The sequence below is a fragment of the Bartonella sp. AA81SXKL genome (assembly GCF_042196945.1).
GTDB lineage: Bacteria > Pseudomonadota > Alphaproteobacteria > Rhizobiales > Rhizobiaceae > Bartonella.
Genome location: NZ_JBHIRH010000018.1, coordinates 1 through 25,984, shown reverse-complemented (window position 1 = coordinate 25,984; position 25,984 = coordinate 1). Strand labels below are relative to the sequence as shown.

28 protein-coding genes and 1 tRNA gene are annotated in these 25,984 nt (G+C 40.6%); 2 read left to right on the top strand and 27 right to left on the bottom strand.

Annotation, left to right across the window (positions count from 1 at the left end; translation table 11 throughout):
• Nucleotides 1–997 precede the first annotated feature (997 nt).
• A tRNA-Ser gene (locus tag ACFINZ_RS07990) sits at nucleotides 998–1,087 on the top strand.
• 46 nt (nucleotides 1,088–1,133) lie between these two features.
• Here the strand turns inward: ACFINZ_RS07990 and ACFINZ_RS07985 are convergent.
• From ACFINZ_RS07985 to ACFINZ_RS07885, 21 genes are all read right to left on the bottom strand, one after another.
• Nucleotides 1,134–1,556, bottom strand: a complete 423-nt coding sequence (locus ACFINZ_RS07985; protein WP_375634828.1) for a helix-turn-helix domain-containing protein — start codon at nucleotides 1,554–1,556, stop codon at nucleotides 1,134–1,136.
• Between the two features lie 91 nt (nucleotides 1,557–1,647).
• Nucleotides 1,648–1,866, bottom strand: a complete 219-nt coding sequence (locus ACFINZ_RS07980; protein WP_375630254.1) for a hypothetical protein — start codon at nucleotides 1,864–1,866, stop codon at nucleotides 1,648–1,650.
• The gene (locus ACFINZ_RS07975; protein ID WP_375633750.1) at nucleotides 1,859–2,065 is read right to left on the bottom strand and encodes a hypothetical protein; all 207 of its coding nucleotides are present in this window, start codon (nucleotides 2,063–2,065) and stop codon (nucleotides 1,859–1,861) included. Before ACFINZ_RS07975 ends, ACFINZ_RS07980 begins: the two co-directional genes overlap by 8 nt.
• Nucleotides 1,998–2,225 (bottom strand): hypothetical protein, encoded by a 228-nt coding sequence (locus ACFINZ_RS07970; protein WP_375612620.1) that lies wholly within the window; start codon nucleotides 2,223–2,225, stop codon nucleotides 1,998–2,000. Before ACFINZ_RS07970 ends, ACFINZ_RS07975 begins: the two co-directional genes overlap by 68 nt.
• Nucleotides 2,222–2,887 (bottom strand): lysozyme, encoded by a 666-nt coding sequence (locus tag ACFINZ_RS07965; RefSeq protein WP_375612619.1) that lies wholly within the window; start codon nucleotides 2,885–2,887, stop codon nucleotides 2,222–2,224. Before ACFINZ_RS07965 ends, ACFINZ_RS07970 begins: the two co-directional genes overlap by 4 nt.
• Nucleotides 2,888–2,900: 13 nt before the next feature.
• Nucleotides 2,901–4,610 (bottom strand): alanine-zipper protein, encoded by a 1,710-nt coding sequence (locus ACFINZ_RS07960; protein WP_375701300.1) that lies wholly within the window; start codon nucleotides 4,608–4,610, stop codon nucleotides 2,901–2,903.
• Between the two features lie 13 nt (nucleotides 4,611–4,623).
• Complete coding sequence (locus ACFINZ_RS07955; protein WP_375646537.1) at nucleotides 4,624–4,878, bottom strand: hypothetical protein; 255 nt, start codon at nucleotides 4,876–4,878, stop codon at nucleotides 4,624–4,626.
• Nucleotides 4,879–4,887: 9 nt separating this feature from the next.
• Nucleotides 4,888–5,868: a tail fiber protein gene (locus ACFINZ_RS07950; protein WP_375701299.1), complete on the bottom strand. Its 981-nt coding sequence runs from the start codon at nucleotides 5,866–5,868 to the stop codon at nucleotides 4,888–4,890.
• On the bottom strand, nucleotides 5,861–6,853 hold the full coding sequence (locus ACFINZ_RS07945; protein WP_375633753.1) for a transglycosylase SLT domain-containing protein: 993 nt from the start codon (nucleotides 6,851–6,853) through the stop codon (nucleotides 5,861–5,863). The genes ACFINZ_RS07950 and ACFINZ_RS07945 overlap by 8 nt, the downstream gene beginning before the upstream one ends.
• Nucleotides 6,853–9,084, bottom strand: coding sequence for a hypothetical protein (locus tag ACFINZ_RS07940; RefSeq protein ID WP_375634833.1), 2,232 nt, complete (start codon nucleotides 9,082–9,084; stop codon nucleotides 6,853–6,855). Before ACFINZ_RS07940 ends, ACFINZ_RS07945 begins: the two co-directional genes overlap by 1 nt.
• Nucleotides 9,077–10,840 (bottom strand): hypothetical protein, encoded by a 1,764-nt coding sequence (locus ACFINZ_RS07935; protein WP_375634848.1) that lies wholly within the window; start codon nucleotides 10,838–10,840, stop codon nucleotides 9,077–9,079. Before ACFINZ_RS07935 ends, ACFINZ_RS07940 begins: the two co-directional genes overlap by 8 nt.
• Complete coding sequence (locus ACFINZ_RS07930; protein ID WP_375634835.1) at nucleotides 10,840–11,895, bottom strand: tail fiber domain-containing protein; 1,056 nt, start codon at nucleotides 11,893–11,895, stop codon at nucleotides 10,840–10,842. The genes ACFINZ_RS07935 and ACFINZ_RS07930 overlap by 1 nt, the downstream gene beginning before the upstream one ends.
• Before the next feature lies 1 nt (nucleotide 11,896).
• Entirely contained in the window at nucleotides 11,897–12,280 is a 384-nt protein-coding gene (locus tag ACFINZ_RS07925) for a hypothetical protein (RefSeq protein WP_375610794.1), read from the bottom strand.
• Nucleotides 12,281–12,321: 41 nt separating this feature from the next.
• Nucleotides 12,322–13,779, bottom strand: coding sequence for a hypothetical protein (locus ACFINZ_RS07920; RefSeq protein ID WP_375610776.1), 1,458 nt, complete (start codon nucleotides 13,777–13,779; stop codon nucleotides 12,322–12,324).
• Entirely contained in the window at nucleotides 13,779–14,477 is a 699-nt protein-coding gene (locus tag ACFINZ_RS07915; protein WP_375634837.1) for a hypothetical protein, read from the bottom strand. The genes ACFINZ_RS07920 and ACFINZ_RS07915 overlap by 1 nt, the downstream gene beginning before the upstream one ends.
• A 72-nt stretch (nucleotides 14,478–14,549) precedes the next feature.
• On the bottom strand, nucleotides 14,550–14,999 hold the full coding sequence (locus ACFINZ_RS07910) for a hypothetical protein (RefSeq protein WP_375610774.1): 450 nt from the start codon (nucleotides 14,997–14,999) through the stop codon (nucleotides 14,550–14,552).
• Nucleotides 15,000–15,029: 30 nt separating this feature from the next.
• Nucleotides 15,030–16,175 (bottom strand): N4-gp56 family major capsid protein, encoded by a 1,146-nt coding sequence (locus tag ACFINZ_RS07905; RefSeq protein WP_375610773.1) that lies wholly within the window; start codon nucleotides 16,173–16,175, stop codon nucleotides 15,030–15,032.
• 98 nt (nucleotides 16,176–16,273) lie between these two features.
• The gene (locus ACFINZ_RS07900) at nucleotides 16,274–17,185 is read right to left on the bottom strand and encodes a hypothetical protein (RefSeq protein WP_375610772.1); all 912 of its coding nucleotides are present in this window, start codon (nucleotides 17,183–17,185) and stop codon (nucleotides 16,274–16,276) included.
• An 11-nt stretch (nucleotides 17,186–17,196) separates the two neighbouring features.
• Nucleotides 17,197–19,251 (bottom strand): portal protein, encoded by a 2,055-nt coding sequence (locus ACFINZ_RS07895; RefSeq protein ID WP_375701298.1) that lies wholly within the window; start codon nucleotides 19,249–19,251, stop codon nucleotides 17,197–17,199.
• On the bottom strand, nucleotides 19,236–20,561 hold the full coding sequence (locus ACFINZ_RS07890; RefSeq protein WP_375701297.1) for a PBSX family phage terminase large subunit: 1,326 nt from the start codon (nucleotides 20,559–20,561) through the stop codon (nucleotides 19,236–19,238). Before ACFINZ_RS07890 ends, ACFINZ_RS07895 begins: the two co-directional genes overlap by 16 nt.
• Complete coding sequence (locus tag ACFINZ_RS07885) at nucleotides 20,542–20,856, bottom strand: hypothetical protein (RefSeq protein WP_273724397.1); 315 nt, start codon at nucleotides 20,854–20,856, stop codon at nucleotides 20,542–20,544. Before ACFINZ_RS07885 ends, ACFINZ_RS07890 begins: the two co-directional genes overlap by 20 nt.
• 306 nt (nucleotides 20,857–21,162) lie before the next feature.
• On the opposite strand from ACFINZ_RS07885, the gene ACFINZ_RS07880 reads away from it, so the two are divergent.
• The gene (locus tag ACFINZ_RS07880) at nucleotides 21,163–22,548 is read left to right on the top strand and encodes a hypothetical protein (RefSeq protein ID WP_375634976.1); all 1,386 of its coding nucleotides are present in this window, start codon (nucleotides 21,163–21,165) and stop codon (nucleotides 22,546–22,548) included.
• A 64-nt stretch (nucleotides 22,549–22,612) separates the two neighbouring features.
• On the opposite strand, the gene ACFINZ_RS07875 is transcribed toward ACFINZ_RS07880, so the two are convergent.
• The 6 genes from ACFINZ_RS07875 to ACFINZ_RS07850 form a co-directional block, all read right to left on the bottom strand.
• The gene (locus tag ACFINZ_RS07875; protein ID WP_375607309.1) at nucleotides 22,613–22,840 is read right to left on the bottom strand and encodes a DUF6290 family protein; all 228 of its coding nucleotides are present in this window, start codon (nucleotides 22,838–22,840) and stop codon (nucleotides 22,613–22,615) included.
• A 210-nt stretch (nucleotides 22,841–23,050) separates the two neighbouring features.
• The gene (locus ACFINZ_RS07870; protein WP_007346765.1) at nucleotides 23,051–23,377 is read right to left on the bottom strand and encodes a type II toxin-antitoxin system PemK/MazF family toxin; all 327 of its coding nucleotides are present in this window, start codon (nucleotides 23,375–23,377) and stop codon (nucleotides 23,051–23,053) included.
• Nucleotides 23,374–23,631, bottom strand: a complete 258-nt coding sequence (locus ACFINZ_RS07865; protein WP_100131165.1) for an AbrB/MazE/SpoVT family DNA-binding domain-containing protein — start codon at nucleotides 23,629–23,631, stop codon at nucleotides 23,374–23,376. Before ACFINZ_RS07865 ends, ACFINZ_RS07870 begins: the two co-directional genes overlap by 4 nt.
• Before the next feature lie 52 nt (nucleotides 23,632–23,683).
• Complete coding sequence (locus tag ACFINZ_RS07860; RefSeq protein ID WP_375634842.1) at nucleotides 23,684–24,184, bottom strand: hypothetical protein; 501 nt, start codon at nucleotides 24,182–24,184, stop codon at nucleotides 23,684–23,686.
• A 54-nt stretch (nucleotides 24,185–24,238) separates the two neighbouring features.
• Complete coding sequence (gene ssb, locus ACFINZ_RS07855; protein WP_375701296.1) at nucleotides 24,239–24,685, bottom strand: single-stranded DNA-binding protein; 447 nt, start codon at nucleotides 24,683–24,685, stop codon at nucleotides 24,239–24,241.
• 210 nt (nucleotides 24,686–24,895) lie between these two features.
• The gene (locus tag ACFINZ_RS07850) at nucleotides 24,896–25,450 is read right to left on the bottom strand and encodes a hypothetical protein (RefSeq protein ID WP_375634846.1); all 555 of its coding nucleotides are present in this window, start codon (nucleotides 25,448–25,450) and stop codon (nucleotides 24,896–24,898) included.
• Nucleotides 25,451–25,984: the final 534 nt, after the last annotated feature.

The following is a 25,984-nucleotide window of genomic DNA, read 5'->3' as shown; positions in this document are numbered from 1 at the left end:
GTAAAAAACTCGCTCTTGCAACCATAAAAAAGCTTCAAAAAGATGAGGGATAGAGGCAAAAAAACTCAATAGAATCAGGAATAACCTATTCTCTCATATTAGACATAAATATTTTATTTTACACATACTTGTGAATGAATCGGCTTTTAAAACTTTGTCTTCTAAAGTTTACGCTTTCTGACTCTGCATAATTTAGCGTTTTTAAGTTCTATTCTTGAAAAACTATGTAATACCTTCACAAACTATCTATTGATCTAAGGGTAGAGCTCAATAATTTTTTCTTCCATTCAAATTAACTTTTTGCTTATCCCACAGAAAAAGCATTACAAATATACCTAATTTCCAGTCATATCTAGAAGAGATTTTAAACTATCGATGCAAATCTTACATAAATTTTTATTCAAATAGTGCAAATCAGCCATTCCCTCCAAGGTACTCTTTAGACGCACTAAATATCTGAATATTTTTATTTAAAAAATTAAAATCTTTTAAAGAGCTTTCTTATTGAATTGTACTTAATTTAAACTCAATAAAAACTTTCCTTGAATATATATGTCATTCTTACAAATTTATCTCTCATAAACTGTCAGAGTAATAACATTTTCTTTTCGACAATATAAACGATCTAAATAAAATAAATATCTGGAAAGGTAAAATAATTCAAAAATACACGACCGGAATTTAATATAATTTATCAAACATTTTCAACTAAACATTTCTTATTATTACGAAAACGATTGTTAGAACTTAAAAAAAAATATTGCTTTGTAAAAAATTTTTAAACAGGAAAAAAATGATAAATATCATAATTACCTTTCATTTTTTCAGAAAAAACTATCATGTTTAAAAATGAAACTCTTAGATAACACACTCAAAGAATTAACTTATGAAGAATTATTTTAATTGAAACTTAAATAGTTTTACAAAGAACGCTTTAAAATGCGTATTAAAATGATTGACCTTTTACAAGAAATTTGTCAAAAAGCATATCTAGTTTGGAGGGGTGGCCGAGCGGTTTAAGGCACCGGTCTTGAAAACCGGCGTGCAGGAGACTGTACCGTGGGTTCGAATCCCACCCCCTCCGCCACAGCACTTTTATGGTGCTATAACTTATTGATTTCATGTGTGTTTTTTCAAGGTGCGGGATTCGTAAATAAAGGTTCGGGAATAGGATTCTCGAACATGCTTCTACGAAGCGCATTCTTTTTGCCAGCTTTCTCTAATAATTTTTTTAATAGTTCTAAATCTTCTTGTGAAATAATGTTTATCAGTCTAGAGAACATACCAACAGCTTCACATCTGAATGTATCAGAAGGCTTTATAGTGAAACTTTTGCGACAAGCATCCGATTCTCTTCTCAAAATTTCTGCTACCTCTTGATCTAAAGTATAGAGTTCAATTATCTTTTCCTCTAATCCTACAGGAACAGATCTTTTGCCAATTTCTACAGATGATAAAAATGCTACAGATATATCTAATTTTTTAGCCATATCTAAAAGGCGTTCTGAATGATCAATGCGAAGTTTGCGTAAGGTTTTACCAAATGGTGTTGGCATCTAAAAAATCCTATTAAAAAAGAAGCTCTCTCGTGATTCTAGCAGAAATTCTCAGGTTTTTGTTAACTGATTTTTTACTATAATGGTTTTTTTAATTTTTTGAAAACCACTGCTTTAAATGTGCAATGACATTATCTAGCGCGTCCATGAGGCGTGCAAAATCGAGGATAAGCAAAAAAAGAAAAAATGCTATCCACTTCATCAAGCGAGACATCATTTTCACGCTTTGATAGGTGATGATCATTTCTTGAAGCATTTCTTTTTCTGATTCTGTAAGCTCTGTGTGTTTTTTGGATTTTTTTCTAACCATGTTTCCACCCACACAAGCGTTCACCTAGAGTATTGTGCTTTAAGATCTCTCTTGCTAAATTGGAACTGATGGCGTTCAGATCTTTCTTGTCTAAATAAATTGGCAACCAGCCAACACAAGAAGAAGCATATTTATTTGTCGCGCAACCAGTGAGAGAGAGCAGCACGCATATCAGCATCACTTTTTTGATTAACTTCACTTTCCACCTCAAGCCGTGTTGTGGCTGCTTTTAAAGCTTTTTCTGTTTGCTTTTGTTGCTCTACTTTTTTCCCAAGAGTAAAAGCTTTTGCTAAGGCAATAAAAAAAGCGGCTAAAGCCGCACCTGTTACCATCAAGTTTCTTTTCATCCATAAGATCATAGGCGGTGCTCCTGAAAGCGTTTAGCAACAAAGAAAATGCCAGTACATGCCGCTAAAACCATAATGGCGGCTAAAGCCCATTGGATTGGTCCATTGCCCGCTAAAAACCCACCAAGACCTGAGAAAGAACCAATAATCGGTGCCAATGCTTCTGCTTTGAGAAACCCTGTTGGTTGTTTCGTTTCTACTGTTTGATAATTAGAAGAAACATAAGCCCCTTTCGCCCATAGCCCTGCCTCTGCTACACGCCGGTGTACGAGACCTTGTAAACGTTTGCCTCCCGCTTTGGTCCATTTCTGCAATTCGGTTGGTACCGCTTCATAATCCCCCCGATTAAGCCTTTTAAGCAATGTAGAGTTTTGGAAAGCTGCAATACCCACATTATAACAAAAGGAAACAAGAGCGCCGAACTGCTCGTCGCTTAAATTCACACAAACTGCTTTTTCTACCGCCCTCTCATATTGCCGCAAATCTGCTAAAAGCATGTTTTCAGCTTTTTTTTCTGTAATCACCATACCCTCAACAACTGTTGGTTGACCGGCTTTTTTCGTATGACCATAACCAATCGTCCATATGCCAGAAGCATCTTGATAAGCCTGCAAGCGCAAACCTTCCCACTTTTTTAAACAGTATAAACAGTCTTTACTTATTTTCCGTGCCATTGTTCAATTCACCTTATAAATATACCTTTATGAGTACTGCTCCATCACCGCCGTCGCCGCCAATTTTGTCGCTTCCGTGTTTCCCATCAAAATATCCACCGCCGCCGCCGCCACATTCTTTACCACCTCTACCACCGTTACCACCTTTGTAACTCTCACCACCCTGCCCCATGATAGAACCCTTACATTTACCGCCGCCGCCGCCGCCGCCGCCAAGAAAAGAACTTCCACCAGTACCAGCTCTCTTGCCGTCTATTCCACTCCCTCCACCATTACCACCAGAAAAAATAAAGCTTTCACCACTGCTGCCCTCCCTGTTTCCTCCTCCATCGCCGCCTTTCCCTCCAAAGTTAACGAGAGTCATGGAAACGGAATATCCTCCTTCTGCTGTAACAAGCCCTTTGATCATTGTTCTACCACCATTGCACAAAATGTTACTGTCATTACCTTTACCACCACGACCAATGTAAGCTGTTTTTAATTTATCTAAATCAGAACCTTTCATTTTAACATGCACACATTGACCGCCGCCGCCGCCGCCATCCTTAACGCCACCACCTCCACCGCCCCAAGCCCATACTTCGATATCGGTGTCAGCAGTAATACCATCAGGCAATGGAATATCTCCGCTTTCTGTCATCAGAATTTCAACAGGTTTTCTAACCCCGCCATCATTGTTGCCGCTACCAGCGCCGCTGCTATTGCTACTATTTGCTTTGATTGAAGCCATCAGTTTGGCTGGTGAGATAAGTGCATCCACTGTTTTTGTGCCATCAATCCAGTCTTGTTTGGCAAGAGGTTGAATGAGATCAACTTTTTTCTGTACACTATGTGCTGTATCTTGCGCTTTATCGGCTGCTGTTTGCGCAATATTTGCCTCAGCTTTTGCACTGTCTCCCGTTTTTTGTGCTGTCTCAGCCGTTTTTTTTGCATCTACTGCATAAGCTTTTGCATCATTTGCTGTTCTTAATGCACTATCTGCAACGTTCTTCGCTTCACTTGCAACATGAATCCCTTGTTGTGCAACATCTTCAACTTTATCAATTTTTGCAATCTGTGCACGTTCTGGAGGAGTTAAGATAAGATGCTTTTTCCCTTCCTTCATATTCTCCATATCAAATACATCTTTTTCTATTTTATCTGGATCATAAACTGATTTTGACATACCAAAAGACTTTGAGCCTACAAAATAACGAATGGTATTTTTGAGATCTACCGGAGATATGGGATAATAAACACCTTCATCTCCCCTCCGCCATTTTTCCATCGTTGGCTGCGTAGAACTCAACCATCGTAGCTTTGATCTTTCCTCTGTGGTTAAGATCTTTTTGGTAGGACCCTCGTGCATATTTTCCATAGAAAATGCATTTGCCCCCACATTGTCGGGATCATATGTAGCAGCCTTCATATCGCCAATCCCTAAAGGCGATATTTTTACCCAGCCAGCGCCTGATAAAATCGCATTCTCATGCGCTTCACCACTTGCTTCAATATCACAAATTGTGACCTTATTTTTGTAAGCAAGAGCTCCAATATCTCTCTTTGCAACCGCATCATCAGCTTTTTTTCCTTGAGCAGCAGTTGCAAAATATTCTACCTCATAAGCTGCTGCACTCCCCACTGAAATAGGTGCGAGAGCCTTACTATTTAAAACACCTTCTTTGACTTCTTTCTTTGTTGCTGGTTCAAGCTTAAATATATGTGTGTGATAGGGTAATGGCATCGCGTTTCATTCCTTAATCAGTTCGTTGTCTTGTTGTGTGAAGAGAGGACTGCAATTCATCAATAAGTTTTTGCATGGTCTCGAGACGTTTATCTGTCGCTTCTTTATATTCTGCCAAAGCGCTTAAAAGATCATGCTGTATGTCGCTTTTGACAAGATCAAGCACCTTATTTAAGGGTGCATGGACCATTCTATTGCTTGCATAAAAAAGGACGCGGATTTGCTCCGCGTCCGCAATATCATCAATAGCAGACGGATTATTGATCATTTGAAAAACTCACGATTTTATGGCATAAACAACCGGTACATTAACAGGGCGTGTTTCTGCCTCGCCCGTTGAAGAAAGTGTTATCTTGTGCGTATGCACTCCAGCAGGTTGTGTTGTTCCTCCAAGAACGGCATAGTGATAAGAGGGGTTTCTTCTACCAATATCATTGGCACTCCATCCCACTCCATTATACTGAAACTCGTGTGTATGCTGCCCCGCCGATTCAACACTACAAGCATGTGTGTGCGATTTAAGGCAATCTTGCTGTATATCAGCAAATTTTCTACTTCTGTCTAAACCGCGACCATTATCAAAGCCGCGCAAAAACATTCCTCTAAAGTCTGGAACTTTAAAGGTTGTATCGCTGTTTTTTCCCCATTTATCCCCTATCGCCTTGAATAATTGCGGATAATCCTTGCGTTCATAAGTAGCGCCATCACATAAAAGCCAGCCGTTTGGGACTTCTTGCATAGCAAAGGTCGCAATAAAACCACAAGGAAAGGTTTCGACCTTCGGTGGTGGAATGGGGGTAGGGTTTAAAAGATACCAGCCATCAAGACCTTTTGTTGATACGCCATCATTATAGACTATTTCATAAATACCATTTGTTTGTAACTCACCACCTGTTAATGGTACTATCCCTGTGCTGGTGGCTTTATAGAGTGGCTTTGCTCCTATATTATTCATGTTTATTGTTGTCGTACCAATATTTATACCACGCGCCTTAAAGCGGATAATGATATCGTTTTTATATTTCGCTATCGGCGACACCGTCGTCAACGTGATTGATGTTGTTTGTTCCTTTCCATTCACAATAAACTTTGAGTCAAGAGAACCACCATTATCGGCAAGATATTCACGTATACGCTGCATCATGACCCGCGCACTATCATTAACAGAACTAGGCGGCTGCCCTTCTGCCCAATTAATGATACTATCGGAATTCGCATTTTGATCAGCTGTGAGTGACCAGTCATAAATATCAGACATGATAAGCCCCCGTTCTTCTTAATAGCTCTTCGCGCAATTGCTCTTCTTTTTGCCGCCCATAGGAACCAACAGATTGCCGCCTAGAAGGATCAATAAGAGGTGTTAAATCTGTCGGTCCCCCAGTCGATTGTGAGAAACCCGCCATGACTGGTTGCTGTAACATTTGTTGCTGTACCATCTGTGCCTGCTGTTTTTGTCGTTCTCCATTCTCTCTCATTAAATGAAGCAAACCGGAAAAGCCCTTTTTAAGAGCACCTGCATCAATACCTTGTGCTTGCAATGGTGTGGTTTCCATAATCTGTCCTGTTAAATTGTCTCTGCTTTCAGGTGCCATCATTCTGTTTGGGAATGGCGTGTCATATGCCATCAATTGGTTGCCCCCTTGATCACCTTGACCCACTTGATTACCTTGAAGTGTCTTTTGAAGCCTCTCAAACCCACGCAAAGGACCCACCTCGTTTGGTGCTGCTTGTCCATTGCTTTGGTTTTGCTGTATCGTTCTCTTCAAAGCATCTCCCGTTTTATTGTAAAGCCCATAAATATGATTCATAAAATCCCCTGCTGTAGCTTCCATATTGCCACCATTGAGTGTGACTGCCTGTCGACCTAAAAGCTGGCTTGCTGGAATATGTGGATTTTTGATAAGCTTTACTGCCCCTGCTGCTCCTTGTTGGTGTGCGAGGTAAAGCTCTGCCTCTGATGGCTCTCTGCCTAATGCTGTGACTAAATAACGCGTATTATCCTTCGTTAACCGTGCCATAGCATCGGTTGCTTGAAAGGGATCAAACTTGTCATTCAGTTGATAGTGTTTTGCTGTTGAATCGAGAAATTGATACAGCCCCCCTGCACTGCTGTTCTTATTTTTTGCATTTGGATTACCATTACTTTCTATCATAGCAACACGTTCAAGAAAGCTTTCTGGTAAACCATATTTTTGTGCTGCCTGTGAGATAGCACGCTTCACTTTAGGATGAAAATTGATCATTAGTTTATAACCGTTCTATCAACGCTGCTATTCAAAATAATGCCAACAAAATTAATGAATTTCGTATAATTTTCTCGTGTTATTAAGCGTTTCTTTTCTGCTTCATGAAACGTCTTAATTAATTCAATGGCTTTTTCTCTTGCTAACCCAAAATCTCCTTTTTCCCGCGCTGTTATAAGCGCTGCAATATCTCTCTCAGTATCTTTATGGACGCTTGAGAATTTGCGTCCAAATTCTCTTGCGAAATTTTTTACAACTGCCTTGATGAAAGCAATCTTTCCTATACCCATAGTCTGTTGTGCCCCCCTCTCTTCCACTTCACCTATATGGTTTGGCAATCGTGCAAAAAGCTTTGTTCTTTCCACTTCTGGTCGCAACACTTTCATAAGTTGCTTAGCTTTATCTTCACCAAAAATACGCTGTAATTTTTCTTGACCATTTTTTGTGTCAAACAAACTCAAAAGATTGTGGTCAAAATTCTGTGCATTGCCTGCCGCATGTTCTACTTGCGACCGTATACCTTTTTGAAACGCCTCTTTTTCCATCAACCCAAAATCCGAAAGTTGACTGTTGATTGTGTCGAGATTAACGCTCTTCTTCAGCGCTTGCTCTCCCTGCTCGAGGGCATCACCAATAGTACGCTCGTCATAATAAATTTTCCGTGCTTTAACATAATCTGGAGAGGACGTATCCAAAACGTCCAGAATGCGTTGTTTGAACAGAGTCAAATCTCGCGCATATCCTTGTTTTCCTTTGATGCGCGCAGAATTAATTTGATCATCCAAAACCTCTTTCATCTTATGTAAAATTCGCATATTCAGCTTTGGATATCCATTGCTCCCTATAACTGTTGCATCCGCTTCATTTGGCATTTGCGCAATTGCTTTTTTATAGGCTTTTTGGAAGGCAGGAGTTTCTTGCAACCGCGATAAATCTTCACGAACAGCATTAGAAATGGGAGAAGCTTTCGCCCTCTCATAAAATGGTTCAGCCTTTTTCTGTGCTTGTTTGATAATCTCTTGCTTTAAATTAAGCGTATCTACTTTTGGACCCATCACATCTGTCAACGCATTCTTTACCCGCAATGCACTCGCATCTTGCCTTTCATTCAAACGATTACTTATGAGCGAATATGTATCAGAATCTTTTTTTGCTGCCTTAAAAGCTCTTGTAGCAAGCTCATCATGAAGATCAATAATCATTGAATCAGGACCTCGCTGTTTTAATGCCCTTTCAAGTTTATCAACACCTTCATCCCCTAAAGTTTGGCTTACATCCCTAAGCGCTCTATCGCTTATCTGAAATGCTTCTTTTTCTACACCTTGTGTTATTGGTTCAGTTTTACCAAACAATTTCTCAGCTGTTTTTTTGACAACAGCAGATGTTTTCTTAACACCAGAAGCCGTTACTTTGAATGGTTTTGTAACAAAAGGTGTAACCTTTAAAGCAGAATGTGCCACAAATGGTGTTGCAACGCCTAGCCCTGCACCAACCCCAGCAGACACTAGAGTATCTGCAAGCCCTTCCCCCTCACCACTGCCTGCTATTCCACCATAAATGGCTCCAGTTTTTGCTGCACGCCCCAAGCTAAATTTTGCCGCCTCTTTACTTGCTACTGCTTTCATTGCTGCTTCACCTGCAGCTTTTGCCGCTGCCCGTTCCGCACCCTCTGCTAAAGCAGATTGCACCGCCCTTTCTCCTGCTGCTAAAGCTTTACTGGTTATTTGTGCTCCTGCAACACCAGCTCTACCTCCCAGCACAACATCAGCCCCAATTGCCGCACGAGCAGCAGCAGGAGCGCCAAGACCTGGTATTAGAAAAGGAATTGCAGCGCCCGCTAAATTCCCCGCAAGAGATGCATAAAAATGATCTCGGTTCGCCGCTCTTTGATAATCACGCCATCGCTTTGTCACTTCATTATACTTTTTGACTGCCTCTTTATCTCCCATCCAATAATTAATAGGTCCCAGAGGTCCCGAAGCGAATACTCCAGCTATTTCATCATCATACCCCATAGTTAACCCATGAAGAGCACCCCATCCAAAAGCACCCGCTGCACTTGGATGTGGACTATCTTCTTCTGTTGCACCACTATTTCCTGTAACAGAACCACTTAGCCTTTCCTTATTCTTCGCGAAAAGCTCTTGAAGCTGTTCTGGTGTATAGTCGCTTATATGCCCAATGACTCTTGTGTTTTTACGATTAATAAGAGGGGGGATTACTTCAGCCATTGGTTTGTTTCTCCTTAATGCGTCCATCTCTATCAACGAACAACATGCCTTCCGGCAATGCTTCTATCTGTTTTTCTAGTGGATCATTTGACTGTGCATGATTTCCCTTATAAGCATCTTGCCCATAGGCGGCTCGAACGAGCTCGTTTGTTGCTTCTGCACCACCAAAAAGAATTGCGCGCGTTGCTGCATTGGATTTATTGAAAGTGTCAATAACTGTTTTTAAAGATTTCTTCATTTGCTCTGCAGAAAGATCTTGATACAGTGCTGCTACAGAGTTTTGCAATGCTTGCAATTCCATATTAGACAAATTCCCAAAGCCAGATGCGCCATTTGGTGAAAATGCTTTTGCTTTTCTCAAGGCATCAAGCCCGATACTTGCCTTCAATGAATCGAGCATATGCCCAAAATCTTTTGCCTTAGAATTAGGAAGGAACGACCCTATAGAACCCGTGAAACCAACAACATGCGGGTGTTCCTCAATAGTTTTTAGCAATTCTTTAGATGCTGAGAGTATACGATTTGACCTGTCTGCTGTTTCCAGAATTCGCATTTGCATTTGTTGGTTTTTACGCTCCTCCTCCTTCTGTTCTTGAATTAATTTATGTTCTGAACCACTGCCTGCAATTGGCATCGCACGTATGCCACCAAGTGCATTTTCGTCCTTAACATACATATAACCTGATTCAGGCTTTGACAGCATGTTATCAGTATTTCCTCCTAATCCAGAAGCAGTGGAACGCTGTCCTCCTTGGACAGGTATAATTTTACCTGTGCTTGTTGAGACTTGGAAAGTCATATCCTCAGGCAATCCCTGCTCTGCCTTTTCTTCTGATGTCAATGTTCTATAGCCTTCTTGAGGGCTTAATGTGTTGCCTATAACTTTCATGGCAAGATCTGGATATTGCACAAGGGCTTGTGCGTCTTTATCACTATATCCCTTAGAGCGTAAAAACTCAAAAATTGGTCTATTTTGAGCACGTACATTATTGCCCTGCCGCATAACAAGTGCCGCATTTGAAAAACTTTCTTGCGGTGTTTTTCCTGATGCTAACCCCGCAAAAAAATCCATGAGATGCTCGGAAAATTCTGATTTTCTAAAACGCTCCCATAAGCTGCTTGGATTTGCATCTTTATGAATAAAGTTCCCAACTGCGTTTACATAATCGGTTGCCTGTTCGGGCTTAGCACTTGCTTTTAAATGTTCCTCTTCTGGTAAGTGTGCATTCAAATGTTTTTCTTCTCCTATGGGTGCCTCAAAAAGCTTTTCCTCATCATTTCCAGAATCGTTTTTCAAAGAGTTTGCCGCTATAGATTTCTCATTAAGTTGAGCAATATAATCCATCACATCTTTTTGCTGTCGCCCAGCTTCATCCCCACTAGACTGATCAATGTTCCCAACAAGTGGAGATTGAGGGATCATTGATGCAACACCTCCCTGATCTGAGAAGTCATACTTTTGTTGCTCTGACGCCTCTTGTATCTTAACAGTATCCTTTGAAGCATCCGGTAATGGAGGCATTTGGCGCTTTAAATCATCTGTAGACATAATCAATTCTGCTGGCGTTTTTTTCCCAGCTTGTTCTGTCCCTGTTTGAGAACCACGAATAAGCTCTGTAGGACTCAATTTTTGTGGAGTATTATCCCCATTGCTCGCATCAAAAGAGTTTGTGCTAAAAGCAGCAAGTTCCAACGCTTTACGCTTTCTATAAGCTTTTTCACGCTCTAATGCATTTAATTCTTCTCGCCAAAACATCACTGCACCCTTTCCATCTCAAAGCCAAGCTTGCTATAATCCACATGCAAAAAACCTGTCGCCTTATGCAAGAAAACAGCTTCTGGCTTTGACTTCAAAACATCCTGTGCCATCACCCCGCGATAGCGCTCTGGGTGCCCCTTGTAGTTGTATTCATAGAGTTTATAGCCATTTCTCTGCCCAGCTCCTCTGATGTTTTCTTTTGCTCTGATATCACTAAGCCCAGCAAAAGTACCAAGGATAGTTCCAACATTTCCAACAATCTCCCACGGATTAGGTTTTGGCTGTGGAGTCAATGTCGTCCTTTGTCCTGTTTGCGTTCCGTAATTTCCAGCAACAGCTCCACCAGCTGCGAGCAACTTACTTAACTGGTCCCAATCAAGATTGTTCTGCTGTTCCCATTTTTGCCGCTCTTCATCCAATTGCCGTTGATGATTGGCATCAAGCACACTCCCTCCCGTCAACGCATTGAGATTTGCCTGACCTTGACCTTGAAAGAAATTATTGGCACCCGCCAACTGATTTTGGTTTGCTTGGTCAATGAGACTATTGGCATTCATCATGTTGTTGACATCTTGGTTATATTGCTGTGATAAAGCTTGTGTTGCTATGCCCCCCAATTCATCAGCCAAAACGCCGGTATGTGCACCCGAACCATAACGCCCAGCTCCTGCTAGCGAACTGTTAATAGAGCTTGTTGCTTTATTTAATGCGTTTTGAAGTGCTTCATTAAAGTAAGGGTTATTGCCTATTTGTTGCCCTGAAGCCATGTTCTTTAAGTTTTGGCTTGTTGAATTTTGCCATGTGGCTAATCCATTTAAATAATTGTTATCATAGTTATGCGTATTATTGCTAAGCCCATTAATCGCATTCTTTGTTTGATCACTTAAACCTGCTACACGTTGCCCATCATAGACGGCTTTTCCGCTGCCTTGATTATAAAAAGTCATGGCATCTTGAGCGGCGTGTTCAAAAATACCTTTTGCCCATGCAGGGGGTTCATTTGTTTGCGTCGTGTTTTGGGTATTCTGGATTGGTTTAGAACTTTTTCCCATGTTAAAGCTGCTTTCTATATTCTAAAAGATTAACGAGATATCCATGCGTTTTAAGAGATTTTTCCCACCCTCGCCTGCCTATGATGACAAGCTCTTTTGCCCCTTTTTTCTTGTAATAAGCTTCAATCTGAGTGATAAGCTTTGTTAAAGGCGCTCCTCCCTTTCCACCAAGTGTGACAACAACCGCCCTTAATGCTCCAGTGACGAGTTCTTGTAACTGTGTTGTGACATGCGCCATAAAGTTTTCATGCGCATCAACGATAATCCAAAGAACTTTTTCTCCCTTCAAAATATCGTTTAAAATGGTTTCTGTATTATAATCATCAGGGAATTTTTGATTAAAATAAGCTATCGATTTTATGACATTCTCAAAATAGGGCGCCATTTGTTCAGCGCTCCATTTTTCTGTATTATAGATCTTAAAACTCATCTTATGCCCGCGGGTTTGAGCGTTACATCAAAGCCTGTTATATGTGTCCATGGGGTGCCTTCTGGTATTCTAAGTCGCAAAGCATGATAGCGTGCCCTAGAGCGGATATTGTACATTCCGCTGCTATAGCCCGCGTAACGCTCTTTCGCCCAATTTAATTGATTTCTATTATCAATGATAAAAGCAGCTCCAACGCTTAAAAGACCACTTGTCGTATCTGCTTGAACAAAAGCCTCACTCATAAGATTAATCTGTCTGCCCGTATCCCCTACAATTTGTGAAGCAATGACAGCTTCCATAGGAGGACCAGCAAAAAAACCAAATCTATTGTCTTGTGTAAACGCTCCCAACATTGGCGCACCATTTTGCCACATTTTACTATCAAGAGAAGCGCGTAAATCTCTCAAGCATTCTTGTACTTCGTCTAAACCTTCTAATGTGTAACCCGCCGCAAAGAGAGGAAATAAGTGAAGTCTCTGTCCTTTAATGACACTCCATATTTGCAAAAGCCAATCATAAACATAGATATTCATCCCCATCATATCGTCATTTATAGAAAAATAAACGCGTGAATAGACCGGATCAATACAGGCTTTTATTTCATCAATGGCAAAGTTATTGTAAAGCGTAAAGATAGTTTTATCGACTTTGCCAAAACCAATAGGCAACATCTCACCAGTATTGTTGATTTGATAAAAACCATCATCAGAAATAAAGAAAGTATAATCTCCACGACTTGCAATTGCTGTGCTACTTTTTGCCCCTATTTTGTCTTTTATTTTGACAAAACTAAATATTATTTTAGACCCTGGAACGAAGGTTGCATGATAAATAGCAGAACGCATAAAAATAAGCGGGTTGGTTGCTTGCGTTGCTCCTTGTACATATTCCCCATCTGGGAAATCTTGATAATCGCAACTTTTCTCGCCAACTTTCCAGTGTGTTGCATCATTGAGACCTGACCAATGAACACGATTTGGCTTATCTGTTAATTTCATTAAACAGACAAAATCTCCCCAAATACGAACAAGTCCAGCACGCGGGGGATTCCCCCCCAAATCTTCAAATCTCTCTGCTGTCTTTAAGGCGAATATTTGCGGTGTATCATTGTTATTAACGGCAATGATATAATCACCAAAGACAGCAAAAGACCAAGGTGCCGTTTCATTGGCGTGATATTGTTCCCCAAGCTTGCTAATATCTTTCCAACCGCGTGTGCTGTTATCATATTCGTAAAGCTTTGTTGATGTCCCTACAATAATCCGCACACCACTTAACGACCTTACTGCATAGACTCCTAAAATCACATCCGGAAAAGGTTCTGAAACGGGGGCAACTTTGGGAACTGGAATATAGGAATTGGGTGCTGGTAAAACGTTCACAATCTCACGAGAATAACCAGTGTTAATAAATGCAACATCTGGTCTAAACTCAGCAATAGGAATAAAGGTCATCAGAAATCCGTATGTTGAACTCTCAACAAATTCTTGCGCCGTGAAGTCTCAATTTGTAGCGCATCGAGTTGCTCTTGAAACATGGCAAAAGCTGCCGCAGCCATCTGTGGTTCTTTAATAATATTGGTATAAATTTCATATTTTGCGCGGGTTTTGATCAGTTCATAGGCTTCCAAAAACCATATTGAAGCTTCTTGTGCACTCTCAATGTCTTTTATTCTTATAGGATCAAGAATAAGCCTGATAGAATAGATACGGTCTGGGATTGGATACAAAATAAGCTTTTGTTCAAAATAAGCATAGCGGGTAGGTATGCCATGGCTACAATCATCCTCAAGATTCTCAATAACAAGCGGATCTGTATGCAAAAGCTTTGCTTTGCTGTGATTATCTTCATAAATGTAAGCATCAACAATGCGAACAGCCCCTGTCATTGAAGGATGTGCCTCTGCACCATAACGGCTTTTTCCCTTTATAGTGGTAAAAACAACTTCGCGGCTTTCATTGAAATAAAAAGGCAATCGTTCACAAAAGCGAATAGCCGAAAATATCGCCCTTTGCACTTGATCAACATACTCATCTGTTTGATCATCTATTTCATCCTGAATATCGTTTAACATCTGGATAAAATTTTTATCCCAAGGAGCAATGGTCTGTTTGTCTCCAATCGGACCACCTGTCTGTACTATTATTGTCATATGACTCTCTTCCAAATGTCTTGCGGCATCTTGTATGGGAGGGGGACGCAAGCAACAAACGCCCCCTTGCCTTTAACGATTTGTATAAAACTCAACAATCACCTCAGCATCACCTTTGGTGCTTTTCTTGTCTCGTGTCATATAAATCGTACTTTCAGCCTCTAACGAAACATCTCGTTCCTTCATAGGGAGGTACAGATCGCTATTGGAATATTGCGTAAGCCCTATATCTCCATAATCATTACCATGAGGCTCTTTTCCAAATGTAGCTTTTACATCTTCAAAATCCTCCATGGGATAAGCTGTAATACTTTTTATAAAAGCCCCTCGGGGTAGAACACCAATTTTCGTTATCAACCCTTGGTCTGTACATTTAACACGTGCCCGTAAATAACTAACCTGCTGTGTACAATTGTTGCGTCCTTGCAAAACATGTGGCAATCCCTCATCTGTCATGCCAACAGTCTCAACGGTTTCAACAGGTTCAGCAGGTTTTTGTGTAATTGGCGGTTTTTCTGCCATAATTGTCATCCTTTAATGAAGTTAAAATTGTTAGCTTGCTTCAGCAAAAGAAGGGATAACAATCGTGCCAAAATCTTGTCCCCCTTGATCAGAATGCGGCAAGGTATAGCGTGACTTTTTCATGCCGATAATGGTTTTTGCAGCCAAACCAAATTCACGTTGATAATCAAACAGTTCTTCAACAATTTTATAACGCGTCGCACTATTTTCCCCATTGCCTCCTGTTGCACCATTACCAATACGCCCATAAGCCATGATGATACTTTGCGCACCAAGCAAAACAGCACGACGAACAGATGTTACAGGCTCTTGTGTCTTTGAATTAACACCATTAGGGACATGCTCTGCTTCACGCAAAATGACACCGTTATACATCCCCAAAGAACCATTAAAAATTGGATTCTTCGCTCCAGAACCATCATAAGCCGCCTTGGTAATGTCTAACCACTGCCCGCTCTTTGTGTTGGTACGCAATTGGGTCACCTGTGTTGGGTGGAGATACATCACATAAGCAGATTTTCCATCAACACGAACAGGGCGCAAACGTGGATTAGCAAGTTTAGCACGTTCAACAGCTTGATCTATAAGATCTAATGTAAAAACATCGTCTTTTGTAAGCTCTTCATCAGTCTTTTTCTTAGCTGGGCGAATAACACGCAATTTGCTTGGCTCTAATGGAGCATTAAAACCATAATGCACCGGTTTAAGCGTTATGTTGCGTCCTTCAAACTGCATCCATGGTGCTGTATAACCTGCTGCCTGAATGAAGAACATCAAACTTAAGCGATCTGCATACCAATCAACAAGCCCATCCTTTGCTTCCTGACGCAAACTAAAGGGAACACGCTGTTGATCAATAGAGCCTTCATATTTGATGCGCACCGCATGAGTAAGCTCGTTGATGTGCACCTTTTCATTCATAAATTGGAGTGCTTCTTCATTGCCTTCCAGCGTTTGTCCCTCGCTAACGCCATCCCCCATCAGTTGAACTCGTAATCCACTCGTAACGGAGTCACCAGCACTTTTCCCTAGCATATCCAACACTTGGATAATGCTGTTTTTGCTCTCCCCCATCAGCGGTGCAATAGGCAACGCTTTTGAAGTTTCTGTGTTTAGTATCTTAGCCCAAACGCCAACGGCTAATGGGTCATTGAGCTTTACTTCTGTTACTGCCATTTCAATCAATGCCTTTCTTGGTTTTTAAAACTCGCCTTGCGGCTATCCCAAACGATAAAAATCACTTGGTTCTCTCTGTTGCGTCACCACGCACATCTTCAAGCTCTACTCATAATTTGTTCAAATTTTTTGGGATTTTTCTCAACCCATACAGCAAATTCGGCTTCCGGCATGGAAAAGAGCGTTCTCACATCCATACCGCCTGTTGGAACTTGCCCGCTGCGCGCTGTAAGTGTTCGCGCTGCTTGAGAACGCTCTTGAAGGGTTTCCACTTCATCCTTTATTGGTGCTTCACTATAGCCAAAAGCCTTTGCTTTTTGCACCAGCACCTCTATTGGGTTTATACCGGCTTTTTGGCATTGTTGGCATATTTGGCGCAATTCAGCACCAATTTGTTGTTGCCGTGCTGCGGGGTCTTTCCATTGCGGATAAAGGCTTGCTTGCGCTTGTAGGACACTGTCTGCTCTTTCATAGAGATAATCGGTGATACTGTCTAAATCCGGATATTTATCTTGTACCTGCGCTTTGGCTTCCTCGAAATAATCCCCTAACTTTTGGCGTTCATATTCCTCTTGACTCATGCGCTCTTGGCTCTCTCTTATGCGAGAAAACTCATCAAGTAATTTCTGTTGTTCTTGTACCTTATGACTAAGCCATGCAACATGTGCTTGTGGGTCGTCTTCTAGGGAGGGAACATTTTCCTCACGGCGGCGCGTGATTTCTTCCTGCATTGCGGCATATTTTTGCGCAAGTTCAATAGCCAATTCACGCGCTTCAATGGCGCTTTGTTCTGCCTTTTGGCGTGCTTGCCGCTCTTGCTCTAATTTATCAGATTCTATTACATCAGAATTTGGCTGCTCTTGAAGTGGTTCTACAGCTGGCTGTTCAGAACTTTCCTCTGCATCAAAAACTTCCTCAACTTGTTCAGGCTCGACCAATTCAATAGCATTATCACTGGCAAAATGTTCATCATAGATTGCTTGTTCTTCAGGCGTAAACTCTTCTTCCATATTCTGTCCCTTCAATGTGTTATTATATTTTTTGTCAAAACTCGATAGTGTTCCAACTGAGCCTGTAAAGCTTTGCGCTCTAAGTCGCGCTGCGCTATCTCATTTTTTGCCTGTTGCAACTCAAGCTGCATACGCGCTTGTTCTTGTTTCAAGAAAAGTTCGATATTTTTCTGCTGCAATGCCGCTTGTTTCTGCTGCGTATCAAGTTGATAGAGTGTGCTCTTTGCTTGCGCTTCTTGCTGTAAAACAGCAATCTTTGCTTGTTGCTCTGGAGTTAATTGCGCCCCTTGGCTTTGTTGCATCATCTGCTGTTGCTGTTGTTCTTGTTGTGCCTGCTGTGCTTTTGCCGTTAAATTTGCTACCAATGTTGCCGGTAGTGGGGAAAGCTTTAAAAGATCTGGAATCATCTCCGGTGTTAAGAACCCACCAAGCAATGGCAACATCTGCGTAATTGTCGCAAAAGTTTTCTCTTTTTCATTGGGGCTTGTCGGTGAATCATCAACAATAATGTCATACTCAAGCGTCGTAACAGCTTCACGCGTCAACGGCACATATTGGGCATTCTCTTGTCCAGAAATACGTACCAAACGCCCATCAGAGAGATAATTTTGAATAAGATAGAGAATAATCTTTCCCTGCCTACACCGATAAAGCTTGAGATTGTCAAACAGCCCCGCAAGCAAATTAAGCGTTGATTGCCGGCGTGTGTTTTCCAGCACATTGGCTTGGTTGACCTCCCGTGTTCCGATAAACTCAGCTGATAACCCTGTTACATGCGTTATCGCTTCACGCGATTCATTAAACAGCTGAAAAAATCCATTGGGAAATTGTGCACTTGGCTTTGGTTGAATTTTCCCTCCTATAAGCGCGCCATTTTTAACCCAAGTAATCGTATCCGTTCGCGCCCAGCTTTCCATAGCTTGGCGATCATCATCGAAAGCGTCTCGTTCTGCCATCAAGCCGCCCTTAGACTGGCTATTAAGGATATACATCACTTGGCTAAAATATTTATTCGACCATTTTTGTGGATCTTTTGCGGGGCGAACAATCCCGTAAAACTGGTTTTTAAGCTTATCCAGCGTGCCCGTGATACACTCCCACCCAAATTGCCCATCAGGTGCTAATGGCTTATCGGGCTTTGCTAAAAGACGTCGTCCTAGAAAAGCGCGCCTCACCACTTTTTTATTAAAACACACCCCTTGTAGTTGTGGCATCACCCTTTGAAGCTGTTCAAACTCCTGTTTGCTATAGTTGCGCATCTGTCCGGTTTGAAGATCAGGCGCCTTGTAAGTGGTCTCATATTCAAACCAACGGCATTCAACCAGCGTAACATAGCGTTTCCCAGAATACGGATCTGAGAGAGAAGTCGCATTGGAGTCATCTTGATACGCATCAAGCGACACATGAGAATCCTCAGAAGCGGTTGTACTATCGATAGCCCAATCGGCGTTAAGATCTTCAACAGCAACATCAGGAAAAAGACTTTTAGCATCCTCAACGGATTTGCGATCAACATACCACATACGCTGTGCGTCAATGAGATTTGGTCTTACAGCATTGGCATCCCAAACCATTTTTAAGGGATCTAAACGTTGAACAGCAGGTATCCCTTCGGGATCTGTATCATAATCAAGCCGCGTATCTGTCCAGCCCATACCGCAAATAACCATATCCTGAAAAGCATCGGAATCGGCATATTCCGCCTCTGCCTCATCACGAAACCATTCTGCTGCTCCAGTAAGCAATTCATTGGGTATTGCCGCTCCCATTTGCCGTGGTTGAAACTGTACTTCGCGCTTATTATTACGCTCCGCCCCAACAATAGCATTCACAAGGGGTGCAATGCGGTTAAAAGTCATGACAGGACGGCGTTGCTCTTTTAAAACCGCAAGATCTTCCTCTGCCCATTGACGACCATTATAAAAATCAAAATCTTCACGCGCCTGTTCACGCCATTCATTAACATGTTCAATATCTTCTGCGTACCAAGACTTTAAACGCTTATAGAGTTCATATTCATCGAGGATTGTCGTTTTTTGAAAGTCTTGATCTAGAATGCCATCCATGATGCCGCTTCTCTTTCCATAGTGCAATAACGCTCTTGCTTGGGTTTGACACTGGGTGCTTCATAGACAATGCACATTAAACCAAAGGCATCCGCCCCATGGCTCGACCAATCATGCTCTGCACCCAAACCAATGCCGCGCTTCTCATCCCATTTCTCATGATACCAATTCAGTGCTTTGCGCCCTGCTACCGTCATCTCTTCATTAAACCAAACAGACGGCAAAATACGCCGCACCGCCTCTATACGCATCTTAACCGCCCCTGCCCCTTGATTAGGGATCACTTGCGTTTCAAAACCCGCATCATTTAAAGCACTCTCAAAACTCACATTGTGCACACGGTCTCTGGTCGCACCATCATGGGGCAAAACCATCAATGCTTTCTCATAGCCATTTTGACGCAACCAGCCTATATGCTCCGATAACGGTTGCCCCTGTGCTTCATAATAATTAAGCACTCTGATCTCTCTACCAACAAATTGCGCTATCCATATCGCCGTGGCATCTGCCTTAGCGCCTGTCCCCCCAATGTCCCAAAAAGCACGTATTTGCATTAAAGGGTCACGAGCAACACGCCCTATCCGCCCCTCTTGCTCGGCTGCCAACATTTCCTTTTGATAATAAGCACCTTGAACCGCTTTCAGATAATCCCCTTCCCAGATATGCTTATAGGTCTCGGGGCGGTTTCTCAGATCATCCAATCGTGCTTCATTCAAGATCTTGGGAAACTTCGGATTGTCTGACCAATTGATCTCTACACGCTTAATTGCCTCATTGTCTGAAAAGCGAAACCGCTTCTCAACGGGGGCATTCTCTCGTAATGGATTCCATGTCACCCATAACTCTGCCCGCCATCCCTCTCCTTCTTCTCGCAAAGTCGGTATAAGCGTTTGCCAAGCTGTCTCTGTGACAGGCTCTGCCTCATCAACCCAACAGAGCAAAATACGCCCCATAGACTTGATACTTGCAATATTCCGGTCCAGACCAGAAAACTGAAAGGCTATACGACCATCAATTGACTTAATCGACGACTCCCCAACCTTGTAATAGTCCTTTAAAAAGTCGTGCGCTTCAATGGCGCGCTTAATCTCCTCCAATGAACTCTCTGCTAGCGAATTCTGAAACTGACGTGCACAAAGTATAGTGCCTGATATCCCTTCCCTACCAAATTGATAGCCTTTTAAAGCAGCCATCAAGGCAAATGATCTTGTCTTTCCAGACCCTCTTCCACCCCAAGCCGCACGCACCAAAGCCTTATCTGTAAAAATCGGTATAAGCTTTGGAACAATATTAATCTGTCGTGTTGTCATGAACTAAAGGCGCGATTTCCACACGCGTTATCATCTTAATCGCCCCGCCATCTTCCCCTGTCACTTGAAGAGGCAAAATCTTCCCCAACAATGCCAAATAAGCAGCGGGGCATTTGATTGCCTGTTTTTCTAGATAAGAGACCAAACCATCATCACCATATTTCTTACCAGCGCGCTCTGCTGCCTTAAGCACTGCTTCTTTCAAAATACGTGTCGTTTTATTTGGCACACCTTTTACCCGCCCTTGACCTGCCTTTGGGGGCGTTCTTTTTGCAAGTTTTTCAGTGGTTTTCATGTGTGTTTCTTTTTGTAAACAAGACAATAAAAAACCCCGCAAAAGCAGGGCTCTGAACAATCATATAAACTTATAAGAAAGGTTATACCTTTACCGTAATTCTAGACACAATTCGACTAGTACAGCAATGCCATAAAACACTATTTTTCATATCCTGTCAACAAAAAAATCACTATATTGTGTATTTTTTATTTTTTTCACCTAAATCTAGTATCTTTAGCACCCAATAACTCACAATTGTATCCTCTAAACGAATCAATTATACGGAAGCACTAAATTATTGATTAGCAAAAAGTGGGGGGAATAATGGAAATAATTATAGTCATAGGAGGAATATTAATAGCAGCAAATATGATCTACCACATTTCGAAGGTAGGAGAGAAAGGTTGGAATGTAGGATTCGAAAATACGATTTTATTAATCATAATAATCGATGTGTTTTTATATTTTGAATTCTCAGTGAACATATTACTAATAATAGCAACTTTACTGTCTTTTAGGAGCTATTTAAGAATAAATGACTATGAAGAACAATTCGAGTTACTTCAGGAACAGAAAAATCGAGAAATAGAAATATACAAAGAACAAATTACGAAATGGGATAAAAGTCTTTTAAAAAAAACTCGAAAAATATCGCAAAAATGGATTAGGCAATGGAATAAAGAAATTAAACAGTGGGAAAAGGATATACTAAGAATAAAAGATCCCATAATGATAGGTGAAGATTATGAACATCACCATCCCATCATAAAAGAGATCTGTACTCAAGGATATAAAGAAATACCGTTTCTCTATAAGAAAGCTTTGGAAACAGAACCTTCTGCTGAGCATTGCGAAAAAATCAATGTATTCAAGAAACACATAGCTTTTAAGAAAAGCTATCTAAAAACAATGCGACTCATGAAAAAAAACGGGATAGTTGTTGAAAAAATCGTAGATCCCCTTACAGAAAAAACATGTCATAAACCTACAATGTTTTTGTTGCATTGGTGGTTATATGTGGTTGATGATATGATCATAGCCGAGTACGAAAAACAAGCGTTACATGGGTTTTATAAAAATGATAAATCGCTTGACATCTACTGGGATGAAATGTCTAAAAATACAGAATACGAAGAGATAGAAGAAATACTGAAATCATGGCATTTGCCTCCTAAGTATGAATGCCTAGTAGGGATAAAAAAATATTTACTGACATTGTTGTATGACATTTCGGATGACTATAGAATAGCAAGAGAAATTTTTATTCATTATAAGCGTCTTCTTGAAACTGTTACAGAAGGATATATTTCTTTAGATGAAGACCGTTATACCGAAGAGGTAAAATGGAAGGTAAATGAGTGTAAAGAGAAAGATAAAGAACTCATAAATGAAAAAGATAATTATAATCTATACATTTCTGAAAATATTCCAACATTTGAGAAAACTTATAAATTAGGAACAATAGAACAAATTAAATCAGCAAGTAAAAAATGCTATAATAGATTTATCTATTGGGATATGCTCGTAAATATAATAAATTCAAGAGAGAAACTACAAATTATCTTCGGTGAAGAAAAGGTGAATGCACTGAAAAAAGCTATAAAGGAAGAATACAAACAATTTCATATCGAAAAGCAGGAGACAATTTTCGAAAATAAAGATTTTCATTACAACAAATCCTACGAGCATTTGGTAGAATATTTGTTATAAACCAATACGATTATGCGCTTTTGTGAAAAATATTTGTCCAGACTTTGCTTCAGTTTTCTAACACCTAATCGTCCAAGCCAAGCTCTTTCCTCACCTCTTCAGAGCTATAAAAAGTACCCTCTCCCCTTCGAACGCGCTCTCTTACTTGTGAAGCTAAATAATAATCCTCTGCTTCCTCTATTCCACGTTCAATAATCTCGCGTAAATAAAAAGACTTTGTACGTCCTGTCTTAGCAGCTAAATTATTCAAACGTGTTTCGAGATCACTTGACAACCGAATAGATATCGTCATAACGCAATCCTCATCTTTGTATTCATTGTAATACAAATACAACGAATTACACAGAAAAACATTTCACGTCAAAGCGAAAGAAACAACATAAAACATCTACCATTTAGTTTTTTGTCAAAATATTTCTGTAGAGCATTCAGAACAATCCGTAATGAACTTACAAGATGTGGTAATATCTTATCTGGAAGACTGGATTCTACATATAATTGATCAACTAAAGATCGTGACAACCTTCGCTAATACTTCATTCATAATAGCTGTTGGCAAACTTTCTACTTTACGCCCATTGCGCACCACCAAATCGAGAACACGAGGCTGATCGCAACGAATAACACCCCTCGTTCTTGTACCCGTAAGCGGCACTGCAAATCCAATACGGCGAACAAAATTTCCACCGCTTGTGATCGGCAAAATAACTGGTAAACCTGTTGCTTGATTAAAATCATCAGGAGAAACAATGACGACAGGACGGTACCCACGCTGCTCTCGTCCTTGGATTGGTTCCAAATCTACCATATAGATATCACCACGCCTCATATAAGCTCGCCCCCTACAGCAGAGGAATCAACCCACTCACGGTCTTCAGGTGATTGTGGTTGCGAATAATCGGAGGCAGCTAATAACTCAGCCATCGTGTATCGCGGCTGGACTGATGGTCCCACGACAAGACGACCATTATCAATAGCCAAACCAACTTCGGTATTTTCAGTCAAGTGAAGAACATCAAGCAATGCAGGTGGGATGGAGAGCATCACTGATCCCCCAACTTTACGTAATTTTGTTGTGTGCATAAAACGCTCCCTTCAGTATTATACAAAAATATAACACTCTAAAGCCTACTATTCAATAGTCTTTTTTGCGCTTTTGCGTAAAATGTCTATGAAGCGCATTCAGAGCAATCTGCAATGAATTTATAAGATATGGCAACGTTTGATCTTCACTAACAAGATATTGTAGAGCCGCATAAAGATTATACTGTTTATAGAGGCATTGTGTTTCTTTGATTACCTCTTGCATGTTACAAAACTGTTCTGTTGCACGTTCAACCCACTTCTCTCTTGCTTTGTCATCAGAAGATGATGGCATTTCATCATAAACAGCGCTTGGCAAACCTTTTGCACACGAATAGTCATTTCTCACTTCAAGATATTTTTGCGCAGCATCATACTGATCTTGAGTAAGCACGCCTTGCAAACATAGCCGCCCAACATAAGAACCAGCAAGCGGACTTTTAGCCTCTTCTATGGTCAAGCAGAAGCGTTTAGCACGCATTTCAATTGCCAATTGATTAACAGGATCTTGACGTACTTTCACTTGTGAAATGTAGGCATCTTTCTTTCTCATACATCCCCCGTATCTGTGGAAATCCACATTCTTATTTTTGCTCTATTTTTTCAATCAGAATGGCATGCTATCGTTAAGAGATGTGCCATGATCAGTAGCACCTGAAGCGATAGCATAATTTTGAGAAGTAATGGGTGAAGGGAATGCCGATTGCTCTTTTTTGGCATCAAGCAAATACAACTCGCCTTTGAATTGTGGTAAGACAATCTCTGTTGTGTAACGGTCATGACCATTTTTATCTTGCCATTTACGTGTTTGTAATTTGCCTTCTATGTAAACCTTTGAACCTTTACTGAGATACTGAAGAGCAATTTTTGCTAAATGTGGATTAAAAACCACAATGGAGTGCCATTCCGTTTTCTCTACTTTTTGATGAGTATTTTTATCCGTATAGCTTTCAGAAGTTGCTATACTAAAATTGACTATTTCTGCTCCAGAATTCATTGTTTTGCTTTCGGGATCTTTCCCTAAATAGCCAATTAACATCACTTTATTTAGCATGTTTTTTTACCTTAAACTTGTATTTTAATACATACAAAATCCTAGCATGATTTGCATATTTTTTCAATTATTTCAAAAGGATATTATTGTTTTTTAACATATAAAATTATGTTTTTTTATCTTTTGATAAACATAAAGCCACATCACGCAAATGACATGGCTTTCTTTTTTCTATTTTAAAGCAGGCGCCCCCGCACCGCCGCTGCTTTTTTATGCAACTTTCTCTAAAGTCTTTTCACGACCAGTGATGACAACATTGTCACTAACATCATTATGAACACTAGCATTGCCAAATACTCTTGCATTCCCATAAACTTCAGCATATATGTCAACGCTAGCATTGCCAAATACATGCGCATTCCCATAAACCTTGCCTCTAACATCTGCTTTTCCATAGACCTTAGCATTATCAAAAATGCGAGTGGTGCGTAAAGTTTGCGCTTCACCAAAAACCTCTGCATTGCCATAAACATGACCATCTATCCAAACCTTACCGTGAATTTTTGCATTATCGTAAACACGGGCGTCACCATAGACCCAAGCATCACCAAAGATTTGTGCATTACCGTAAACACGCGCCCTTTGACAAACACGAGCGTTATCCCTAACCCAGCAATCACCATCATGCGAAAGGTGCATACTGCTTTCTATAAATCCACCTAGGTCACCTGCTTTTACGTCTCCAAAATCTCTAATGGCTCTAATACGACACAATGTGTGTAAACCAGCAACAATTGTCTCACCTGTAAATTCATATTTTTTCATTGGAATTTTTCCTTATCGTAAAAAAAGTTTCTATTGACAGCCCATAAGAGCGTCGGGCGCTAGAAACACGGCGATAAGTCCGCTGTATGCTTTCCCCTAAAAAGGGTATTGTATGGCATAACCACACCCGACATAAATCATTATACGCTCTTAAAGCATAAAAGAAAGTCAGTACTTTAAATACATGGGAGAAACCTTACGTGGTTTATCCGCTTATCGCTAAGTGTTTCTACACACTTGATGCCTTTCTAACAGCATGCCTTTCCAATGTCAACATGCCTTTGCAATTTTTTTCCTTTTTTATACTTACCTAATTGAATATAATGCGCTTTTTCTAGCTTGCTGTCTATAAGGTCATAAGAATGAAGTCTCTGTAAAAAAATATAAAATCGGAAATTTTACTATGGCTTTTTAACTGAGCACTGTAGTGTGTAAATAGATATATTTATTAAACTGGGTGTATGTAACATAAGAAACAATACACAAACTAAAAAGGAATACCAAAGAGCAATATCTGAGTACCAAAGTACAGTA

Excerpts from the sequence above, each read along its gene's own strand:
- ACFINZ_RS07985 (WP_375634828.1), bottom strand. The coding sequence starts at position 1,556 with ATGCCAACACCATTTGGTAAAACCTTACGCAAACTTCGCATTGATCAT.
- ACFINZ_RS07980 (WP_375630254.1), bottom strand. The coding sequence starts at position 1,866 with ATGGTTAGAAAAAAATCCAAAAAACACACAGAGCTTACAGAATCAGAA.
- ACFINZ_RS07970 (WP_375612620.1), bottom strand. The coding sequence starts at position 2,225 with ATGATCTTATGGATGAAAAGAAACTTGATGGTAACAGGTGCGGCTTTA.
- ACFINZ_RS07965 (WP_375612619.1), bottom strand. The coding sequence starts at position 2,887 with ATGGCACGGAAAATAAGTAAAGACTGTTTATACTGTTTAAAAAAGTGG.
- ACFINZ_RS07960 (WP_375701300.1), bottom strand. The coding sequence starts at position 4,610 with ATGCCATTACCCTATCACACACATATATTTAAGCTTGAACCAGCAACA.
- ACFINZ_RS07955 (WP_375646537.1), bottom strand. The coding sequence starts at position 4,878 with ATGATCAATAATCCGTCTGCTATTGATGATATTGCGGACGCGGAGCAA.
- ACFINZ_RS07950 (WP_375701299.1), bottom strand. The coding sequence starts at position 5,868 with ATGTCTGATATTTATGACTGGTCACTCACAGCTGATCAAAATGCGAAT.
- ACFINZ_RS07945 (WP_375633753.1), bottom strand. The coding sequence starts at position 6,853 with ATGATCAATTTTCATCCTAAAGTGAAGCGTGCTATCTCACAGGCAGCA.
- ACFINZ_RS07940 (WP_375634833.1), bottom strand. The coding sequence starts at position 9,084 with ATGGCTGAAGTAATCCCCCCTCTTATTAATCGTAAAAACACAAGAGTC.
- ACFINZ_RS07935 (WP_375634848.1), bottom strand. The coding sequence starts at position 10,840 with ATGTTTTGGCGAGAAGAATTAAATGCATTAGAGCGTGAAAAAGCTTAT.
- ACFINZ_RS07930 (WP_375634835.1), bottom strand. The coding sequence starts at position 11,895 with ATGGGAAAAAGTTCTAAACCAATCCAGAATACCCAAAACACGACGCAA.
- ACFINZ_RS07925 (WP_375610794.1), bottom strand. The coding sequence starts at position 12,280 with ATGGCGCCCTATTTTGAGAATGTCATAAAATCGATAGCTTATTTTAAT.
- ACFINZ_RS07920 (WP_375610776.1), bottom strand. The coding sequence starts at position 13,779 with ATGACCTTTATTCCTATTGCTGAGTTTAGACCAGATGTTGCATTTATT.
- ACFINZ_RS07915 (WP_375634837.1), bottom strand. The coding sequence starts at position 14,477 with ATGACAATAATAGTACAGACAGGTGGTCCGATTGGAGACAAACAGACC.
- ACFINZ_RS07910 (WP_375610774.1), bottom strand. The coding sequence starts at position 14,999 with ATGGCAGAAAAACCGCCAATTACACAAAAACCTGCTGAACCTGTTGAA.
- ACFINZ_RS07905 (WP_375610773.1), bottom strand. The coding sequence starts at position 16,175 with ATGGCAGTAACAGAAGTAAAGCTCAATGACCCATTAGCCGTTGGCGTT.
- ACFINZ_RS07900 (WP_375610772.1), bottom strand. The coding sequence starts at position 17,185 with ATGGAAGAAGAGTTTACGCCTGAAGAACAAGCAATCTATGATGAACAT.
- ACFINZ_RS07895 (WP_375701298.1), bottom strand. The coding sequence starts at position 19,251 with ATGGATGGCATTCTAGATCAAGACTTTCAAAAAACGACAATCCTCGAT.
- ACFINZ_RS07890 (WP_375701297.1), bottom strand. The coding sequence starts at position 20,561 with ATGACAACACGACAGATTAATATTGTTCCAAAGCTTATACCGATTTTT.
- ACFINZ_RS07885 (WP_273724397.1), bottom strand. The coding sequence starts at position 20,856 with ATGAAAACCACTGAAAAACTTGCAAAAAGAACGCCCCCAAAGGCAGGT.
- ACFINZ_RS07880 (WP_375634976.1), top strand. The coding sequence starts at position 21,163 with ATGGAAATAATTATAGTCATAGGAGGAATATTAATAGCAGCAAATATG.
- ACFINZ_RS07875 (WP_375607309.1), bottom strand. The coding sequence starts at position 22,840 with ATGACGATATCTATTCGGTTGTCAAGTGATCTCGAAACACGTTTGAAT.
- ACFINZ_RS07870 (WP_007346765.1), bottom strand. The coding sequence starts at position 23,377 with ATGAGGCGTGGTGATATCTATATGGTAGATTTGGAACCAATCCAAGGA.
- ACFINZ_RS07865 (WP_100131165.1), bottom strand. The coding sequence starts at position 23,631 with ATGCACACAACAAAATTACGTAAAGTTGGGGGATCAGTGATGCTCTCC.
- ACFINZ_RS07860 (WP_375634842.1), bottom strand. The coding sequence starts at position 24,184 with ATGAGAAAGAAAGATGCCTACATTTCACAAGTGAAAGTACGTCAAGAT.
- ssb (WP_375701296.1), bottom strand. The coding sequence starts at position 24,685 with ATGCTAAATAAAGTGATGTTAATTGGCTATTTAGGGAAAGATCCCGAA.
- ACFINZ_RS07850 (WP_375634846.1), bottom strand. The coding sequence starts at position 25,450 with ATGAAAAAATATGAATTTACAGGTGAGACAATTGTTGCTGGTTTACAC.